This is a genomic window from Dysgonomonas sp. Shenzhen-Wh21, from assembly GCF_043392705.1.
In the GTDB taxonomy this organism is placed as follows: domain Bacteria; phylum Bacteroidota; class Bacteroidia; order Bacteroidales; family Dysgonomonadaceae; genus Dysgonomonas.
In genome coordinates this window covers 1-20141 of sequence record NZ_JAIXHZ010000169.1, presented here as the reverse complement: position 1 = coordinate 20141, position 20141 = coordinate 1, and the positions used below count along the sequence as shown (strand labels likewise).

15 protein-coding genes are annotated in these 20141 nt (G+C 37.4%); 12 read left to right on the top strand and 3 right to left on the bottom strand.

The features are described 5' to 3' along the window. Window positions 1–250: 250 nt before the first annotated feature. The 5 genes from tsaB (at window position 251) to LDB17_RS12360 (ending at window position 5142) form a co-directional block, all read left to right on the top strand. Window positions 251–952, top strand: coding sequence for a tRNA (adenosine(37)-N6)-threonylcarbamoyltransferase complex dimerization subunit type 1 TsaB (tsaB, locus tag LDB17_RS12380; RefSeq protein WP_252638484.1), 702 nt, complete (start codon window positions 251–253; stop codon window positions 950–952). A gap of 132 nt (window positions 953–1084) precedes the next feature. Continuing rightward, window positions 1085–1510 (top strand): hypothetical protein, encoded by a 426-nt coding sequence (locus LDB17_RS12375; protein WP_252638485.1) that lies wholly within the window; start codon window positions 1085–1087, stop codon window positions 1508–1510. 149 nt (window positions 1511–1659) lie between these two features. After that, entirely contained in the window at window positions 1660–2022 is a 363-nt protein-coding gene (locus LDB17_RS12370; protein WP_135107019.1) for a BlaI/MecI/CopY family transcriptional regulator, read from the top strand. A gap of 179 nt (window positions 2023–2201) precedes the next feature. Further along, window positions 2202–3761, top strand: coding sequence for a M56 family metallopeptidase (locus LDB17_RS12365; protein ID WP_252638486.1), 1560 nt, complete (start codon window positions 2202–2204; stop codon window positions 3759–3761). Window positions 3762–3843: 82 nt separating this feature from the next. After that, window positions 3844–5142 carry a tetratricopeptide repeat protein gene (locus LDB17_RS12360; RefSeq protein ID WP_252638487.1) on the top strand — a complete coding sequence of 433 codons (1299 nt, stop codon included), beginning with the start codon at window positions 3844–3846 and terminating at the stop codon, window positions 5140–5142. On the opposite strand, the gene recG is transcribed toward LDB17_RS12360, so the two are convergent. After that, the gene (gene recG / locus LDB17_RS12355; RefSeq protein ID WP_252638488.1) at window positions 5139–7235 is read right to left on the bottom strand and encodes an ATP-dependent DNA helicase RecG; all 2097 of its coding nucleotides are present in this window, start codon (window positions 7233–7235) and stop codon (window positions 5139–5141) included. The genes LDB17_RS12360 and recG overlap by 4 nt on opposite strands. A gap of 444 nt (window positions 7236–7679) precedes the next feature. Between recG and LDB17_RS12350 the strand changes: the two genes are divergently transcribed. From LDB17_RS12350 to LDB17_RS12320, 7 genes are all read left to right on the top strand, one after another. Then, window positions 7680–8504, top strand: a complete 825-nt coding sequence (locus tag LDB17_RS12350; RefSeq protein WP_252638489.1) for an ROK family protein — start codon at window positions 7680–7682, stop codon at window positions 8502–8504. Window positions 8505–8551: 47 nt separating this feature from the next. Then, a complete protein-coding gene (locus tag LDB17_RS12345) occupies window positions 8552–10534 on the top strand; it encodes a glucosamine-6-phosphate deaminase (RefSeq protein WP_135107009.1) in 1983 nt (660 codons plus the stop codon). An 88-nt stretch (window positions 10535–10622) separates the two neighbouring features. Next, window positions 10623–11432, top strand: coding sequence for a glucosamine-6-phosphate deaminase (nagB, locus tag LDB17_RS12340; RefSeq protein WP_252638490.1), 810 nt, complete (start codon window positions 10623–10625; stop codon window positions 11430–11432). 164 nt (window positions 11433–11596) lie between these two features. Beyond that, window positions 11597–12376 (top strand): IclR family transcriptional regulator, encoded by a 780-nt coding sequence (locus tag LDB17_RS12335; RefSeq protein ID WP_135107005.1) that lies wholly within the window; start codon window positions 11597–11599, stop codon window positions 12374–12376. Between the two features lie 4 nt (window positions 12377–12380). Continuing rightward, entirely contained in the window at window positions 12381–13028 is a 648-nt protein-coding gene (locus LDB17_RS12330) for a DUF1349 domain-containing protein (RefSeq protein ID WP_252638491.1), read from the top strand. A gap of 184 nt (window positions 13029–13212) precedes the next feature. Next, on the top strand, window positions 13213–15804 hold the full coding sequence (gene clpB, locus LDB17_RS12325; protein WP_252638492.1) for an ATP-dependent chaperone ClpB: 2592 nt from the start codon (window positions 13213–13215) through the stop codon (window positions 15802–15804). Window positions 15805–16002: 198 nt separating this feature from the next. Further along, a complete protein-coding gene (locus tag LDB17_RS12320) occupies window positions 16003–17862 on the top strand; it encodes a S9 family peptidase (RefSeq protein ID WP_252638534.1) in 1860 nt (619 codons plus the stop codon). Between the two features lie 264 nt (window positions 17863–18126). Here LDB17_RS12320 and LDB17_RS12315 read toward each other — a convergent pair whose 3' ends face one another. Together LDB17_RS12315 and LDB17_RS12310 are read right to left on the bottom strand one after the other, a co-directional pair. Beyond that, the gene (locus tag LDB17_RS12315; protein WP_252638493.1) at window positions 18127–18993 is read right to left on the bottom strand and encodes a hypothetical protein; all 867 of its coding nucleotides are present in this window, start codon (window positions 18991–18993) and stop codon (window positions 18127–18129) included. A 15-nt stretch (window positions 18994–19008) separates the two neighbouring features. Beyond that, complete coding sequence (locus tag LDB17_RS12310; RefSeq protein WP_252638494.1) at window positions 19009–19857, bottom strand: hypothetical protein; 849 nt, start codon at window positions 19855–19857, stop codon at window positions 19009–19011. Window positions 19858–20141: the final 284 nt, after the last annotated feature.

Below are 20141 nucleotides of genomic sequence, written 5' to 3'. Positions count from 1 at the left end.
GTTTCTATACTTAAAATACAAGACATTACATTTTCATTTTTATGAGGAGCTTTATTCTTACTCATATTTCTCTTATTAAATTATTTCTTAATATCTATAACAACCGTTTGTTGTTAATTTTTATCTGTATATCTGTTAAAACTACTCAAATGTACAAAAAAGTATGGATATTAGATATTAGATAAAGTATGAATAAAATTTAATTATCAAGATTTTGTGTAATTTTGCATCCTGTAAAAATGAAAATGTAATGTCTTGTATTTTAAGTATAGAAACTTCTACAGAAGTATGCTCAGTAGCTGTCTCTAACCGAGGTGAAATAATATTTGAAAAAGAAAATATAGAAGGTCCTTCTCACGCTGTTCTCCTCGGAGAATATGTAAATGAAGCAATCCAATTTCTGAGATTGGAGAATATGTCATTAGATGCCGTTGCTGTTAGTTGCGGACCCGGTTCTTATACGGGACTTCGTATCGGAGTGTCTGAGGCAAAAGGTCTTTGCTATGGATTGAATATTCCTCTGATTGCAATTAATACATTAGAATTAATGGCTTATGGGGTTGTAAAATCAAACATGATTGATCGGTCAATTCTTCTTTGTCCGATGATAGATGCTCGTAGAATGGAGGTTTATGATACCTTATTTGACTTTGACTTAAACTTGAAAAAAGAAATATCCGCTGATATTATAGACGAAAATTCTTTTGCTGACATTCTTAATGAAAATAAGATAGCCTTTTTTGGCAATGGAGCAGACAAATGTAAAAACGTCTTGTCGCATGCGAATGCTCAATTTATAGATAACGTATATCCGAAGGCTGCAAATATGGTGACATTAGCAGAAAAAGCCTATGAGGAAAAATCATTTGTAGACGTTGCTTATTTTGAGCCATTCTATCTCAAAGAATTTGTAGCAACTACACCTAAAAACAAGGTTTTGTCGGGGAAATAATCCTTTATATAAGTTGTTTTCTTATTTATATGGTATCAGTTTTGTGATAGCTATTCTTTTTTTTGTGCATACAAGCAACATTCTGAAGCTTTTTTGCATCATATATTATATAATTAACCTACTTCTTAAAATATGAAAAAGCTTATATTATTTCTTTTTAGCGCATTGTCGCTTATTCTAGTAACTGCTTGTAGTGATGATTCGGATCTTGATTTTAATTATGAAATAGCAGATTGTGTGCAGGTTCAATTATCTGCTGATATTTCTGGTGAGAATTGTATCTCTTCAGGGCAAGCTCTTCAAGGAGAGTTAACGCAAGTGAAAGGTCAGATTATCCTGAAAAAAATTAAAAGTGGGACTACTGTTTTGGATATTATTGTTGTAAAAGGTATTGATGGTAAAGAATATTCAAGTTGTAGTACAGAATTTAATAAGAATAATGTAGGTAAGATGATAATCTTCTCAGGATTAACTTATGGTCCTAGTGCGTCTGCTTTTTATTATTACATACCTAGCGGAGGATTTTTAAAGGTAACTGAACTTTGGTTGAAAAAGTAATAAGCAGATTTAGCTTTTATCAATAGAGAAATCCGGACATTCTCACGTTTCTCTCTTTATTTCATAAAAAAACTTTCTAAATATTTGTATTATAAAAAATAACATCTATATTTACGAAAAGATAGTAGATTTACGTAAAATTTATAATAATGGAAAAGTTAACCCATCAGGAGGAAGCGGTAATGCTTCATATTTGGCAATTAAAAGAGTGTGTAGTAAAAGACATCCTAAATGAAATGGATGACCCTAAACCGCCTTACACTACCGTTGCTTCTATTGTTCGTAATCTGGAGCAAAAAGATTATTTGAACTCTAAGAAATATGGAAATGTGTGGGTTTATACGCCGAAAGTAGCCGAAGATGATTATAAGAAGGCTTTTATGTCGAATGTGGTGAAGAGTTATTTCGAAAACTCGTATAAAGAGTTGGTCTCGTTCTTTGTGAAAGAAGAAAAGATATCTCCTGAAGAGCTCCAAGAAATAGTGAAAATGATAGAAAAAGGAAAAGAGTGAATTACTTAATTGTTAACGCCATGGAACACACAATTATACCTTATTTGATTAAAGCTTCTGTATCATTGGCTTTATTTTATGGCTTATATATGTTGCTGTTAAGAAAGGATACTTTTTTCCGCCTGAGGAGATTTTATTTCCTTTTTTCAATTGTCTTTTCATTACTATTTCCTTTTTTGATGATTGAAGTGACGGCTAAAGAAGAGGTGCCTGTTCAGATACCGGCATATTGGCTTTCGCAAATAGAGGTATCGGCAATGCCTGCTCAACAGGTTTCGGTGATTGATTGGAAACTGATTGCTTTATTTGCAATAGGAGCAGTATCTTTGATTTATGCGTTGCGATTTATAATGCAATTATTTTGTATACTAAAGTTAAGGATCAGTCATGATTCTGAAAAATTAGATACATGTTGTATTGTAAAAATAAAAGATAGGAAAATCTCGCCATTCTCATTTTTTAGATGGATTTTTATCGGCTCTCAAATTGATGAGGAGGAAAAAATGAAAGAGATTATAGCTCATGAGATGGTTCATGTCAGGCAATTACACTCTGTAGATGTATTACTAGCCGAAGTCTTGTGTGTATTCTTCTGGTGGAATCCTTTTGTCTGGCTTTTGAAAAAGGAAATAAAAATAAATCTTGAATATCTAGCGGATGAGGGGGTCTTGAAAGAAGGATTCAGTCCCAAAGAATACCAATATATATTACTGCAAGTATCAAACGTGAATACCGGTATACCAATTATAAATAATTTTAATGTATCACAATTAAAAAAACGAATTACCATGATGAATAAAAATAGAACATCGCTAGGTAAAGCAACTAAATATTTATTGCTTGTACCGGTTGTTTTTGTTTTGCTATTAGGAAATGCTGTGCAGGCTTCGCCCGATATAGCTGATATGATAACGATGCCTTTTGTTAATGGCGGACAGCAAGTGCCTCAGAAAAAAGGGGATGTATATGTGACTGTAGACAAAATGCCTGAATTTCCGGGAGGACTAAATGCTCAGCAAAGGTTTATTGGGCAAAATTTGAAATATCCTGTTGAAGCTCAGGAGAAAGGCATTGAAGGGCGTGTCATTGTGCGTTATGTTATAAGAAGTACAGGGGATATTACAGATATAGAGGTTATAAGAGGCGTTTATCCGTCTTTGGATGAAGAAGCAGTTCGCGTAGTGAAAGCTATGCCTAAATGGACTCCCGGAAAGCAAAATGGAAAAGCTGTCGATGTGTACTATACATTACCTTTGATATTCAAAATATCAGGCAGTAAGAAAAATTTTTCGGAGGGAGAAAAAGATAAAGATGTTATGGTTGTCGTCGGATATGGAACTCCTAAAAAAGAAGGCTTTACATTGAAGGAAGGTGGTGCTGAACCATCAGTAGATCATCCTTTTATTACCGTAGAGGATATGCCGGTGTTTCCCGGAGGGGAGTCGGCAATGCAGAAATTCGTAGCAGATAATTTAAAATATCCCCAATCTGCACAAAAAGCAGGTATACAGGGGCGTGTAACTATTCGGTTTATAGTGGGTAAAACGGGTGAGATTTCAGATGTAAGAGTTATTAGAGGTATCGATCCTGAATGTGACGCAGAAGCAGTGAGAATGATTCAATCTATGCCAAAATGGACTCCCGGCAAGCAGAATGGAATAGCTGTACCTGTGTATTTCACATTGCCGATTGTATATAGACTTAAAAAAGATACGATAGTAAATACAGAAAAGAAATAGCAGATTTTTTTCTCAAGATTATATAGAGGCTAGGTGATAGTATAGCCTACCTCTATTAATCTTGAACTGCAAAAGATAATCTATGAAAAAGACCTTGATACTCCTTTCTTTTTTAATTGTGCATTCTGTTTTGTTTTCTCAAACTGTAGAGAATGAACTGGAAGCTTACATTCAAAATTTTCAATACCAAAAAGCGTTGGAGTATATTTCCGATAAAGAACCTTCAGCGTATCTACAGTTTCAAGAAGCGATGTGCCATAAAGCTTTAGGTAATTATTTGAAATCGATCGATATTTTACAAAGACTATCTACCGATAATCCCGAAAATGTTCGTCTCAAATCTGAATTGGCAAATTGTTTTGCAATAACAGGACGAAGACAGGCAGGGATAGATTGTTATGATGATCTGATTCGTTTGGATTCAACGAACTTATATTATAAGATACAAAAGGCTGAACTGCTATTTCAACAGACGAAATACGAAAAAGCGTTGTGTTTGTTTAAAGAGATATACAGTCGCAATAATTCTCCCAACACTTTATCTCAGATCGCTCAATGTTTTGAGAAGATGAATCAAGCTGATAGCGCTATGGTATACTTCAAAGCGGCATGGGATACGAATCCCTCTGATAGTTATTCTGCGGCAAGTCTTGTTAACCTATGCTTAAAGGCTGATCGTAGTCTTGAGGCTTTAGCTCACTCTACGGCATATATTGAAAAAGACAGCACAGATCAGCAGATGAATTTGCTGAATGCGTTGACGTATTATGTGATGGATAATTATGAGGAAGCGATCTCCCGATTTAAGAAGTGTTATGAAGCCGGTGATTCCTCGCTTATTGTTAACCGTAGTCTTGGAATTTCTTACTATTCATTGAGGGAGAATTACGAAGCTGAGATTTTTTTAGACAAAGCATTTCGCCAGGATACTACAAATAATAATGTGCTCTATTGTCTTGCTGTAAGTTCGAACGAATTGGCAGATCATAAAAAGGCAATTCCCTTGTTTCGGAAATTGTTGGATAAGACAATTCCGCCTGATCTGACCTTATATCTTTATTATAAAGGATTGGCATCGGCTTATGATAAGGGCTCTCTTTTCGAAGATGCTGTAAAAGCATATAAAAAGGCATTGATATATGCCGGAATCAATCAGAAAATGACAATAAATTTTGCGATAGGTCAATTGTACGAAAATCAAGTAAAAGATAGTTCGAATGCTCTTATATACTATCAGAATTATAGAAAGGATTTGAACGAATACCTTGAAGGTCTGATAAGGAAAAATGAAACGGATGAAAATATTGACGATACGAAGAAACGACTGAAATATTTAGATGAGCATATCAAAGAATTGACAAAAGCGATGTCTGTCAATTAGCTGATTAAACCCCAGTTGTACTTGTTGCCACCTAGTTTGCGTAATTGTCTCTTTAGTAATAAGCTCTCAGACTTTTCCATTTGCGGATCTTCATCCAGTACTTTCTGGGCGACTTCACGTGCATATTGCAGTATCTCCCCGTCTCGTACAAGGTTTGCTATCCGCAGATTGAAAGGGATACCGCTTTGTTGAGTTCCTTCCAGATCACCCGGGCCTCTTAGCTTTAAGTCGGCTTCGGCTATTTCAAAGCCGTCATTGCTTTCTACCATTATGTCGATGCGCTTCCGTGTGTCGGCTGATAGCTCGTAAGGCGTCACCAGAATACAATATGATTGGTCTGCTCCACGACCAACACGCCCTCGTAATTGGTGCAGCTGTGATAGCCCGAAGCGTTGAGCCGATTCTATCACCATAACGGATGCGTTTGGTACATTTACACCTACTTCAATAACGGTAGTGGCTACCATTATCTGAGCCTCATTGGTGACGAAGCGTTGCATTTCTGCATCTTTTTCTTTGGGCTTCATCTTGCCATGAACCTTGCAGACCGTATACTCGGGGAAGATTTCTTTTATATGCTCAAATCCCTCTTCCAGATTTTTGAGGTCGAGCTTCTCGCTTTCTTCTATCAGTGGATAGACTATGTATACCTGTCTTCCCTCTTGCAATTGTCTGCGAATGGACTCGTATAAAGCTCCTCGCTTTTTGTCATACTGATGAATTGTTTGTATGGGCTTGCGTCCCGGTGGAAGCTCGTCTATTACCGATACATCCAGATCGCCATATATGGTCATTGCCAGCGTGCGGGGAATAGGGGTGGCAGTCATTACTAAGATATGTGGCGGGTTTACGTTTTTCGACCACAATTTAGCTCGTTGTGCTACGCCAAAGCGATGTTGCTCGTCAATAACCACTAAACCTAGGTTTGAAAACTGTACGGTGTCTTCAATAAGGGCATGTGTGCCAATTAATATTTGAAGGTCTCCCGTTAAAAGAGCATTGTGTATGCGTTCCCTATCCGATTTTTTTGTTGAGCCGGTTAGTAATTCTACATTTACATCAAGCCCTGCCAATGCTTCTGAGATTGTTTGGTAATGCTGAGTTGCCAATATTTCCGTTGGAGCCATAAGGGCTGCTTGGAAGTTGTTGTCCAGTGCAATTAACATAAGCATAAGAGCTACAAGCGTCTTCCCGCTACCAACATCTCCTTGCAGTAAGCGATTCATTTGTTCGCCGGTAGCCATATCTTGCCTGATTTCTTTTATGATTCGTTTTTGTGCATTGGTTAAAGGAAAGGGGAGGTTTTCATCATAAAATCTATTAAGGTAGTCGCCTACCTTAGAAAAAACGAATCCTTTTAACTTTGACTTTCTGTCGGCGGTATATCTTAGAATGTTTAGCTGAATATAAAATAATTCCTCAAACTTTAATCTGTATTGTGCTTCTCGTAACAATGCCGTACTTTCCGGAAAATGGATGTTGCGCATAGCACTTTTTAACCCCATCAAGCGAGCTTCGTTAATGATGCTGTCCGGTAGCGTTTCGGGTAAGCTTCTTACAACAGAAGAAAATGCGGCTGCCATTATTTTCTGAATTGCTTTTGAGTTCAGATAATGGTTTTTCATTTTCTCTGTTGTGTTGTAATAAGGCATCAAGCCTGTAGGGCGTTCTTCTTCGCTGATATATGGGTCAATATCTGGATGTGGGATATTAAATTTGTCTCCAAAAAGAGTAGGTTTCCCAAAAACAATATAGGGTAAGTTCACTTTATATTTGTCCGTAATGAACTTTGCTCCTTGAAACCATACCAGATCAATAAATCCTGTACCATCCGTAAAATGAGCTACGAGTCTTTTTTTTCTGCCTTCACCGAATGTCTCAAAAGCTGTAACTCTTCCTCTAATTTGTATATATGGCATATTACCGTCTATTTCGTGTATAAAATAGATACGGCTGCGGTCTATATATTTGTAGGGGAAATAATATAGTAAGTCTTCAACCGAAAATACATTTATTTCCTTGTTGAGTATTTCGGCCTTCTTTGGGCCTACACCTGCCAGATATTTTATGTCCGTCTGAAAAGAATCTGTCATCTTTCGGTTTAATGCCTAAATTCAAATAAAGTTAGCTTTCTGTTATTTTTGTTCTACGAAGATAATAAATAAAAATGTTTTGCGATCAAGAGGAGGTTGTTATTGCCTATTGGGAGGATAATGTTTAATGTGTCTTGTTTTAATAAAGGATGAAATTTTTATTAAAAAATTTAAATTAAAAGGTTTGAAGGTTAAAATTGTAAAGCTTATTCGTTTATTTTTATCCTCATGTGATGTCATATTTAAATAATAACGAAAGTAAATGTTAATTAACATTTGTATTTGTCAATATTCTTAGAATGCTCTGTATATTTGTATTACCTGACGATTTATTATGAAAAATGAGTAGAATAAGGATGTCCGGCAGCTTTGGCGATGATCACATGAATGAACATTAATTGTGTAATTGCATTATAATAACATAACAGGCGCATGTAGTTTATTATGAGAATCGGAATAGATATAGGTGGATCAAAAATCCGTATGGCAGTGGTTGATGGCGGGCAGATATATAAAAAAATAGAAGCTCCTACGAATGCTGTTGAGTCAGAAGAAGCGATCCTTGCTAACTTGTGTGATATGATCCGCAAGATAATGAACTCAAATATTAGAGGGATTGGCATTGGAGTGCCATCCGTTGTTGATGCAGAACAGGGAATTGTGTATAATGCTGTGAATATACCTTCATGGAAAAGAGTCTATCTGAAAGATATTCTGGAAAAAGAATTCAGAATTCCTGTTTTTGTAAATAACGAGTCTAACTGTTTTGCTTTCGGCGAGCGTTATTATGGAGAAGGCACAGCTTACCGGAATATTGTTTGTGTAACTCTCGGTACCGGGGTAGGAGCCGGAATTATTATCAATGACGTATTGTATAACGGAAATAATACCGGCGCTGGAGAAATAGGGAGTCTTCCTTATCTCGATGCCGATTATGAATATTATTGCAGTCGCAAATTTTTTGATCGTAATAATATTTCCGGTCGAGATGCTTTAAACATGGCTTTGGTTGGAGATACGAAAATGATTTTACTGTGGGAAGAATTTGGTAAGCATATCGGCAAACTGATAAATGCTATCTTGTTTACTTACGATCCGCAAGCTATAATACTAGGGGGTGGGCTCTCGGCTGGATATCAGCTGTTTTCGGAGAAGATGTTTGATGTGATTACGACCTTTCCTTATCCTGAGACAATAAAGAGAATGAAGATACTACTATCTCGTAAAGAAGATATATACCTACTTGGAGCAGCTGCTTTAGTTGTTTGATTTTTTATAATAAATATTTACAATAGAACCATTAATAAATTTTTAACATGAGATTGGATTTAAGTTCGCAAATCGTATTAGATCGGGTGTCACCACGATATTATCGTCCCGAAAATGAATTTGAGCTTTCTGCTTTAACTCGTTTCGAGAAAGTACCCACCCAAATATATGAATCTTCAGTAGAGGCTTCGCTAAGCATCGCTAGAGATATTGCGCATAAGATTAAAAACAAAACTATTGCCGGACAAAAATTTGTTTTGGCACTTCCCGGAGGACATTCACCTCAAACTATTTATCAAGAGCTGATACGTTTGCATAAAGAAGACGGACTAAGCTTCAAAGATGTTGTAATATTCAATATCTACGAGTTTTATCCCCTTGCACCTCAGTCTAGTGGTAATCTGAAACTACTGAAAGAGTCTTTCTTGGATTATATAGATATTGATCTGAACAATGTATATTCTCCTGATGGGCAAGTACGTAAAGAAGAAATATTGAACTATTGTAAAGCCTACGAACAGACTATACAAAACGTTGGAGGAATTGATTATTTGTTATTGGGATTAGGTCGTGCCGGTAATATCGGAATTAACATTGCCGGATCGAGTATGAATTCAAATACTCGCTTAGTCCTGTTGGATCAGCAATCGAGAAAAGAAGCTATAAACACATTCGGATCTTTAGAGCAGGTTCCACCTAGTGCTGTAACGATGGGGATATCTACTATTATGAGAGCTCGTGAGATAGCTCTTATCGCTTGGGGTGAGGATAAAGCAAAAAGTATAAAAGATGTGGTAGAAGGCCCGGTTTCTGAGTCTGTTCCTGCTTCATGCTTGCAAGCTCATCCAAATACAACTGTGCATATCGACCTGAATGCGGCATTTAGTCTGACTCGTATAAACCAACCATGGTTGGTAACAAGCTGTGAGTGGACTAGCAAAATGATTCGCAGAGCTATTGTTTGGCTTTGTTTCAAAGTGAATAAGCCGATCTTGAAATTAACAAATAAAGATTATCAAGATAATAGTCTTGAAGAGTTATTGGCGCTATACGGTTCTGCTTACAATGTAAACATCAAGATATTTAACGATCTTCAACATACAATTACCGGTTGGCCGGGAGGTAAACCAAATGCTGATGATACTAATCGTCCTGAACGAGCAACTCCGTATCCCAAAAAAGTAATCGTTTTCAGCCCACATCCCGATGATGATGTAATCTCTATGGGAGGAACATTCAAACGTCTTGTTGACCAGAAGCACGATGTGCATGTGGCATACCAGACATCAGGTAATATTGCGGTAGGCGATGAAGAAGTTGTTCGCTATGTTTCTTTCTTAGAAGATGTGAGAAATAAATACGATGCCAATAACGAGGTATTGAAGAAAAAGTATGCTGATGTTTTGCAGTTTTTGTTGCAAGATAAAAAAGAAGGTGATGTTGATACAGCAGACATTCTTTTCATGAAAGGGCATATTCGCCGTCAGGAAGCTACAACAGCTTGTCGCTATGTAGGAGTGCAACCAGAAAACGTTACATTCTTAGATCTTCCATTTTATGAAACCGGCCGTGTGAAGAAAAATCCGATTTCAGAAGCAGATGTAGAAATCGTGAAAAACTATTTGGTAAGCGTGCAACCTCATCAGATATTTGTTGCAGGTGACTTGGCTGACCCACATGGAACTCACAAAGTGTGTCTTGATGCTATACTTGCTGCTATTGACGAGCTAAAGGGTGCTGAGTGGCTCAAAGAATGTCGTATCTGGATGTATCGTGGTGCTTGGGCTGAGTGGGAAATTGACCATATTGAAATGGCTGTGCCTATCTCACCCGAAGAACTCCGTAAGAAAAGAAATGCAATATTGAAACATCAGTCGCAAATGGAGAGTGCTCCATTCTTGGGCAACGATGAGCGTCTTTTCTGGCAACGTTCCGAAGACAGAAACCGTGCTACTGCTGAATTGTACCGACAGTTAGGATTGGCATCTTACGAAGCTATTGAAGCTTTTGTAGAATATCATCCTTTATAATATTATTACGAAGACAAACCTTTTAGTATATTGTACTAAAGGGTTTGCTTTGTTTTTTATAAACTAACATATTTAAGATTTAATAATCATGAGATTAATTATTCAACCAGATTACGATTTACTTTCGCAATGGGCGGCAAACTATGTAGTTTCTAAGATTAAGGCTGCAAATCCAACTGCTGAAAAACCTTTTGTGTTAGGATTGCCCACCGGTTCTTCGCCTATGGGCATGTATAAAGCGTTGATAAAGCATTATCAGGAAAAGAGAGTTTCCTTTCAGCATATTGTTACTTTCAACATGGATGAGTACGTTGGTTTACCAGAAGACCATCCACAGAGTTACCATACTTTTATGTGGAGCAATTTTTTTAGCCATATAGATATCAATCCGGCAAATGTAAACATGCTGAATGGTAATGCATCAGACCTAGAGGCTGAGTGTGCGGCTTACGAAGCTAAAATGAAGGCTGTAGGCGGTGTTGATTTGTTTTTGGGTGGAATTGGTGCAGATGGTCATATTGCTTTTAATGAGCCGGGATCTTCTTTGTCTTCTCGTACTCGTATAAAAACGCTGACACAGGATACCATAATTGCGAACTCACGCTTTTTTGATAACGATGTAAACAAAGTGCCAAAAACATCAGTCACTGTTGGCGTTGGAACAATTCTTGATGCTAAAGAAGTGCTAATCATGGTGAATGGTCATAACAAAGCCCGTGCTTTGGCTCAGGTGGTAGAAGGTTCTATCAATCAGATGTGGACTATCACAGCTTTGCAATTACATCCTAAAGGAATTATTGTTTGCGACGAGATGGCAACTTATGAACTAAAAGTAGGGACATACAATTACTTTAAAGATATTGAAGCTGTAAACTTAAATCCGGATAGCCTTCTTTAATTTTACAGTATTAACGATATGTAAGCTGTGTACATTTTTGTATGCAGCTTTTTTTATTGAATAAGCTTTTGATATTTATTCAAAATTTATATATTTATCCTTATATATGGATTGAATCTATATATATGTATTATTCGTTATTTTTGTGTATAAATATAGATTGAATGGAAAATAGGAATGTATCGATGATAACCAAGTCGATGGAGTTGCTTGAGCTTTTGTCGGAGCACCCTCAAGGACTGACTTTGCAAGAAATTGTCGGGCTTCTCGATTATCCAAAATCCTCCATTTATAAAATAGCGACAAATCTTCTCGAGATCGGTTACATAGGGCGAGAACCCGGTAACTTTCGTTATTTCCTTTCCCGAAAATTACTTTTGCTCGGACTTAAAGCTGTAAGTAGCTACGATATCATTGAGATGTCGGAAGAATATATGAAGCGTTTGCGTGATAACGTCGGAGAATCGGTCATGATAGGAACACTTGTTGATTCAGAAGTGGTTTTATTGAAGCAAGTGCAGGGTAATCTTGACTTTGTATTCATCTTGCAGCAGGGTATGCGCTTTAATCTTCATTCTACTGCTCCGGGGAAAGTATTACTGGCTTTTATGTCGGGGAAGAAGCAAAAGGAAAAACTTTCGGAGATACGCTTTGAAGCCCTGAATGAATATACGATAACAGACAAAGAGCAATTGGAGAAAGAATTGAATAAGATAATTCAGGAAGGGTATGCAATAGATCTGAATGAGACTGTTGAAGGTGTGCATTGCATTGCAGCCCCTATATTTGACGAAAAAGGAAATGCAATAGCCTGTATTTGGACTTCAGGTCCAGCAGGACGTTTACCCAAAGAAAAAGTGAAAAACATAGGACTCCAGATCAGGGATACGGGATTGGAGATATCTCGTAATATAGGATATAATCGTAAATTAAAAACAAGATAGAAAAATGAAAAAAATCGCACTTAGTTTATTTGTTGTAGTATTAGCCCAATTTGCTTCAGCTCAGAGTTTAGAAAAAATGCAATGGTTTAATGAACCTGAAAAATGGGAAGTGAAAAATAAAACATTAAGTATGTTTGTGACCCCTCAGAGTGATTATTGGCGTATATCTCACTATGGGTTTACTGTCGATGATGCTCCTTTTTATTATACGACATATGGAGGAGAGTTTGAGGTGAAAGTAAAAATTACAGGAGATTACAAAGCTCGTTTCGATCAAATGGGCTTGATGCTTCGTATAGATCACGAAAACTACATCAAGACAGGAATTGAATTTGTAGATGGAAAGTATAATTTAAGTACTGTGGTAACTCATAAGACCAGCGACTGGAGCGTTATTGAATTGGATAAAAAGATATCTTATGTATGGATCAAGGCTGTAAGACGTATTGATGCCGTTGAAGTCTTTTATTCTTTCGATGATAAAACATATACTATGATGCGTAATGCTTATCTGCAAGATAATACTCCGGTAATGGTAGGGTTGATGGCCGCCAGTCCTGATGGTAATGGTTTTGAGGCTAAATTCGAAAACTTTAAGGTGACTCATTTACCTGATCAAAGGAGGCTGAAATGGCTAGAAAATAATAAATAACCGTCAGTAAAAGTAGAATACACGATATGAGAGGCTATCCTTCAGGGATAGTCTCTTTTTTTATATCCTATTCGTTATCAGTTATAAAGTTGTTTGCTGACATTTTGTCACCATTAGTTTTTGGCAAGTAATTTGAACGATAGAATATAGATACAATAAATAACGAAATAAAGAAACTAAAAATATGAATTTCAACAATTTTACAATCAAATCTCAAGAGGCTGTTCAAAAAGCAATTGAGATAACGAAAGAGAGAGGACAGCAAGCTATCGAGCCTGCTCATATTCTACTTGGAGTGATTATGAGTGGTGAGAATGTTGTGAATTTTCTTTTTCAAAAGCTTGGAGCTAATCCGGCGTATATTACTTCTGTGCTTAATAAAGAAATAGACTCTTTTCCGAAAGTATCGGGTGGGGGCGAAGCGTACTTAAGCCGCGAAAGTAATTCAGCTTTGGACAAAGCAGTGGATTATGCTAAAAAGATGGGAGATCAATACGTATCTATCGAGCATTTGCTGTTAGGTATTTTAGCTACTAAAAGCTCAGCTTCGCAGATATTGAAAGACGCCGGAGTTTCAGGAAATGAGTTGCAACAAGCTATAAGTGAGTTGCGTAAAGGTAGTAACGTAAATAGCCAAAGTGCAGAAGATACATATCAGTCTTTGGAAAAATATGCTATCAATCTGACTCAAAGAGCAAAAGACGGGAAACTTGATCCCGTGATTGGTCGTGATGAGGAAATCCGTCGGGTACTTCAGATTCTGAGTCGTAGGACAAAGAATAACCCAATACTTATCGGTGAACCCGGTACAGGAAAAACAGCTATTGCTGAAGGACTTGCTCATCGTATTGTTCGTGGTGATGTGCCCGAAAACTTAAAAAGCAAACAAATCTATTCTTTGGATATGGGTGCTCTGATTGCAGGAGCTAAGTACAAAGGAGAATTCGAAGAGCGTCTCAAATCGGTCGTGAACGAAGTGATAAAATCGGAAGGGGAGATTATTCTTTTCATCGATGAAATACATACTCTGGTAGGAGCCGGTAAGAGCGAAGGTGCTATGGACGCAGCCAATATCTTGAAGCCTGCCTTAGCACGTGGAGAACTGCGTTCGATAGGAGCAACCACCTTGGACGAATATCAGAAATATTTTGAGAAAGATAAAGCACTCGAACGCCGTTTCCAGATAGTGATGGTAGATGAGCCAAGCGAAGTGGATGCAATATCTATCCTGCGTGGCTTGAAAGAGAAATATGAAAATCACCATAAGGTACGTATCAAAGATGAGGCTATTGTTGCTGCTGTTCAGCTTTCGAGTCGTTATATTACAGATCGCTTTTTGCCTGATAAGGCAATTGACCTGATGGATGAAGCTGCTGCCAAATTACGTATGGAAGTAGATTCTGTTCCCGAAGAGCTTGACGAAAAGAGCCGTCGTATCAAGCAACTGGAGATTGAACGAGAAGCTATCCGTCGAGAAAATGATAAACAGAAAGAAGCTGAATTGACCAAAGAGATTAGTAAACTCAAAGAAGAGGAAACAGAACTTAAAGCAAAATGGCAATCAGAAAAAGAAGTCATCAATAAGATACAGCAGAATAAGATAGATATTGAGAATGCTAAGTTTGAGGCTGAAAAAGCAGAGCGTGAAGGCGACTATGGTAAAGTCGCAGAATTACGTTACGGCAAAATAAAAGAACTGGAAACAGGCATTGCTCAACTCCAATCTCAATTGCATGAGATGCAAGGTAGTCAGGCAATGGTAAAGGAAGAGGTCGATTCTTTTGATATTGCCGATGTCGTTTCTCGTTGGACAGGTATACCTGTGAACAAGATGCTCCAGAGTGAAAAGGATAAGTTATTAAACCTGGAAGAAGAGCTGCACAGAAGGGTTGTTGGGCAAGATGAGGCTATCTCTGCCGTATCCAATGCTATTCGCCGTAGTCGTGCCGGGTTGCAAGATCCGAAACGTCCGATAGGTTCGTTCATATTCTTGGGTACAACAGGTGTTGGTAAAACTGAGTTGGCAAAAGCCTTAGCGGAGTTCTTGTTCGATGATGAGAATATGATGACACGTATAGACATGAGCGAGTATCAGGAGAAATTTAGTGCTACCCGTCTTATAGGAGCACCTCCGGGATATGTAGGTTATGACGAAGGAGGTCAACTTACCGAGGCTATCCGCCGTAAACCTTATTCAGTCGTTCTTTTCGATGAGATAGAAAAAGCACATCCCGACGTGTTTAATATCCTGTTGCAAGTGCTTGATGATGGACGGTTGACAGATAATAAAGGGCGAGTGGTAAACTTTAAGAATACGATTATTATTATGACATCCAATATGGGATCTCCACTGATTCGTGAAAACTTTGCAGGCATTACGCCAAAGAATCATGATGAAGTAGTAGAAAGAACCAAGAAGGAAGTTCTCAATATGTTGAAAGTTAATATTCGTCCCGAATTTCTGAATCGTATTGACGAGATAATCATGTTCGAGCCATTGACATTGAAAGAGATAGAGCAGGTTGTTCGTATTCAGCTCGATGGCGTTGTCCGCATGCTGAAAGGAAACGGTGTCGATCTCAAATTCAGAGATGAAGCAGTCAATTGGATTTCTCAAATGGGATTCGACCCAGAGTTTGGCGCACGTCCTGTAAAAAGGGTTATTCAGCGAATGGTGTTAGATCCGCTGTCGAGACAGTTGCTTGCCGGTACTATAGATAAATCGAAGTCTATTATAATTGATATGAGAGATGGAGAGTTAGATTTTAAGAATTAAGTATAGTGAATATATATTTTTTGAGGGGTAGTTGGATTTATTCAGCTACCCCTTTTTATTTAAATATTTTTGAACTCATTCGTATGCTTTGATACTTTATGTGATTATTCTCACCTTATTACGACTAATATATAACAAGAGTTTAAAATTTAATAGATTATGAAAAGGAAATCATTTATCTCAAACATCCTTATGTTGATGTTTTTATTTGCTTCGATGAGCGTTTTTAGTCAAGCTCCCAACATCCCTTTAGAAGATTTTTTCAGAAACCCTGAAAAGTCATCTTATCAGATATCGCCGGATGGAAAATATTTTTCTTTTACAGCGCCTTATGAGGGACGGATGAATATTTTTGTACAAAAAGTAGGTGACAATACTCCAGTAAGATTAACTTCTGAAACAGAAAGAGATATTGCCGGTTACTTTTGGGGAAATAATAATCGCATCTTGTTCCTCAAAGATACAGGGGGTGATGAAAACTTTCAGCTATATGGGGTAAACGCTGATGGAAGTAACCTTCTTCCTCTTACAGCTTTTGAGAAGGTACGTACTACTATAATAGACGATCTGCCTGAGATAGAGAGCGAAGTTATTATTGGTCTCAATAAAAGAAACCCACAGGTGTTTGATCCATACAGGCTAAATATCGAGACAGGCGAGCTGACAATGTTAGCTGAGAATCCCGGAAATATTCAGGGCTGGATGACAGACCACGATGGGAAATTGCGTATAGCAATCGCACTTGATGGTGTAAATCAAAGTTTATTGTATCGCGATAAAGAAAGTGATCCATTCAGAACACTTATAACTACAAGTTTTAAAGAAAGCATAAGTCCTTATTACTTTACTCCAGATAATCAGAAGTTGTATGCTACTTCTAACATAGGCAGAGATAAAGAAGCTGTCGTAATATTTGATCCGCAAACGGCTAAAGAAGTCGAAGTTTTGTACGAAAATGATACTTATGATCTGTCAGGGATTTCATATTCTCGAAAATATAAGAGGTTGCAGGCTGCGTCTTATCAGGCTCATGAAGGAGCAAAGCGTCATTTCTTCGATAAAGATTTGAAAGCTGTTTTCGATAAAGTAACAGCAAAAGTATCAGGAAGACCTATTAGCGTTAGCAGCCAAAATAAAGATGAAGATATGCTGATTATTCGTACATATAACGATAAAACCCCCGGAGGATACTATCTCTATGATGTAAAGAAAGATGAACTGACTCATATTGCAGATATTTATCCTTGGATCGATGAAAACAATATGGCCGAAATGAATTGTGTGAAATATACTACACGTGATGGTTTAACGATAGAAGGTTACCTCACACTACCGAAAGGATATACTTTGGAGACAGCAAAAAATCTGCCTGTAGTGGTTAATCCGCATGGTGGTCCGTGGGCACGTGATAGTTGGGGCTTTAATCCCGAGGTACAATTCTTAGCCAATAAAGGGTATGCTGTATTCCAAATGAATTTCCGTGGATCTACCGGATTTGGTAAAAAGTTCTGGGAAATATCGTTCAAACAGTGGGGAAAAACAATGCAGGATGATATAACCGATGGTGTGGAATGGCTGAAAAAGAAAGGCATAGCAGATCCTGCTAAAATTGCCATCTACGGAGGTAGTTATGGTGGATATGCAACACTTGCCGGACTAACATTTACTCCCGATCTTTACGCTTGTGGAATTGACTATGTGGGTGTATCTAATCTATTTACTTTCCTAAATACGATTCCTCCATACTGGAAGCCAATGTTGGATATGATGCACGAAATGGTGGGAGATCCTATTGCCGATAAAGAATTACTGGAAAGTGCTTCACCTGTATTTCACGTAGATAAGATTAAAGCACCGTTGTTTGTAGCGCAAGGTGCAAATGACCCACGTGTAAATAAAGACGAATCGGATCAGATGGTTGAGGCATTGAAGAAAAGAGGTGTTGAAACCCAATATATGGTAAAAGACAATGAAGGTCACGGTTTCCACAATGAAGAGAATCGTTTCGATTTCTACCGTGCAATGGAAAGCTTCTTGTCAGCGCATATTGGTAAGTAATATTTAATTATATATAGAACTGTTTGGACTGTATAGCTATGTCATTCTGAGTGTAACGAAGAATCTCTTTTAGATCGAGATGTTTCACTTCGTTCAACATGATAAAGAGACAAGGGTAATACACTCCAAACAGTTATCTTTTTTATACTTTCTCAATGAAACTCTTTTTGTGACTAATGAGAATATTCCTATGAAAACTTAATAATAATTGTAAAATGCAGATTGTTTTTTGCTTAAGTCGTTAATGTGTTTTGCTCATAAAGGTTAGATTCTAAATAAATCCTTGAAAAAGTATTTAAACTTCAACCACATTTTGTATAGTTTTCGCAATTGAAAACGGCGATTGTAATGACGCATACTTTTGTAGTAAACATCTCGGCGAGCTTGTATCGGATACTTATCTATGATAGACCAATCCATTACGCCTCCCAAAGGAATCAGTTCGTTTGTTGAGACTGCTTCTATTTTATATTTTTTTGCTAGCATTGAATATATGCTTTGGTCGTGACGGTTCTCTTGAAATCCTTCTAAGTTAGGGCTTCTCGAAGGAGCATCTGTAATAAGACTGAAATCATCATCAATAACTTTTACCCATTCGTTGACAAAGGCAGTTGACACAGGACCTTTTTTAATAAATATGATCCCTGCCTCATATTGGCTTGTTTGCGTTACTTCTGTATTGTCCCTGACGCCAAAGTAATCAAAAATGTCCCCTTTAGTCCATTCATATTCAAATCGTAGACCTTCCCGCATTCCATTATAGTTTTTCTCAAAACTTCTGAAACCTAACATTCCTGAAGGGCTTTTTTCTACTATGTCATAATATTCCGTCAGTCGTTCCTTCCCATTCGGGTTTAGGTAACATCCTACATCTGTATAGAGTAGAATATCTCCTTCTTCCATCGTGTCGAGAGTCTTCTTTATCAAAGGTGGTTTCCAACACCAATAGCCATATCCTTTTGAGTAAGGATACATGTATCGACCCCATTTCTTCCTGAAATCTTTACTTAGGTCTTTTTCGGTATATGTATATATTTCGTCGAATACTCCCATTGCCTCTGCATTTCGTACAAATTGCGGAAATCCGGGAGCTAATAGTGTATTACCAAATGTGCATAATACTTTTTTCATGCAAGGATTGTATAATTATAATCTATCTTTGAACCAATATTTTACACGCCACCATCTGCGATAAAGTTTTCTTAATCTAAAGCGATGTTTGTAGTGATATCTACTTGGGTAGTATTTATCTCTACGGGCTTGTATGGGATATTTTTCGAGAAGATTCCAGTCTCGTTGAAATATTTCGTTTGTGGAAATTTCTGCTATACCATATTTTTTAGCAAGGATAGAAAAAATGCTTTGATCGTGTCTGTTTTCTTTAAATCCATGCAAGTTAGGAATTCGTGACGGTGAGTCTGTAGCAAGACTGTAATCATCGAGATATGCCTGATACCAGTCTCTGACAAACTGCATCACAACAGCGCTCTTTTTGAAAAAGATAATAGTGGATTCAAACTGAGGGGTATGTGTATAAGCCTTATCGTTATATACACCATAATATTCAAACACATCTCCCTTTGTCCATTCATACTCATAATAAAGAGTTTCGGGCATACCGTTGTAGCTGACCTCTTGGCTCTTTACTCCAAGTATTCCGGTTGGAGTTTTCTCTACAATATCATAATACTCTAGAAGTCGCTCTCTGCCTTTGGGATTAAAATAACAGCCAATATCTGAATAAAGGAGTACATCGCCGTCCTCAATTTTCTCCAATATTTTTAGGATGAAATAGGGTTTCCAACACCAATAGCCAAAACCTCTGGAGTAGGGGATAAGGTATCGTCCCCATTTTTTGTAAAAGTTTGCATCTAAATCTTTTTCACAGACAGTATATATATCATCAAAGATATTCATACTTTCAGCCATGCTTCTAAAGCGGGGAAAGCCTTCTGTTAAGTAATAGCTACCAAATGTACAGATTGCTTTTTTCATTAAGTTTTGCGTTAATAATTAATACAAAAATAGGGCATTTTTCGAATAAAATACCCTATCTTATTTTGATTGTTAGTTAATTACATTACTTTATTGCTTTACTTCTACCCATTGTCCTGTAGTACGTCCATTTATATCAGGGCTATACATAGCCGAACTTGCTACAGCCGGTGCATATAATTATCAGGACATCAGAGACGACAGAGTGTACACTTACTTCAATCTGGGTACGGGATATTCGATGTCATTCAAAATAAGATTGCAAGCTGCGTATTGTGGCAAAT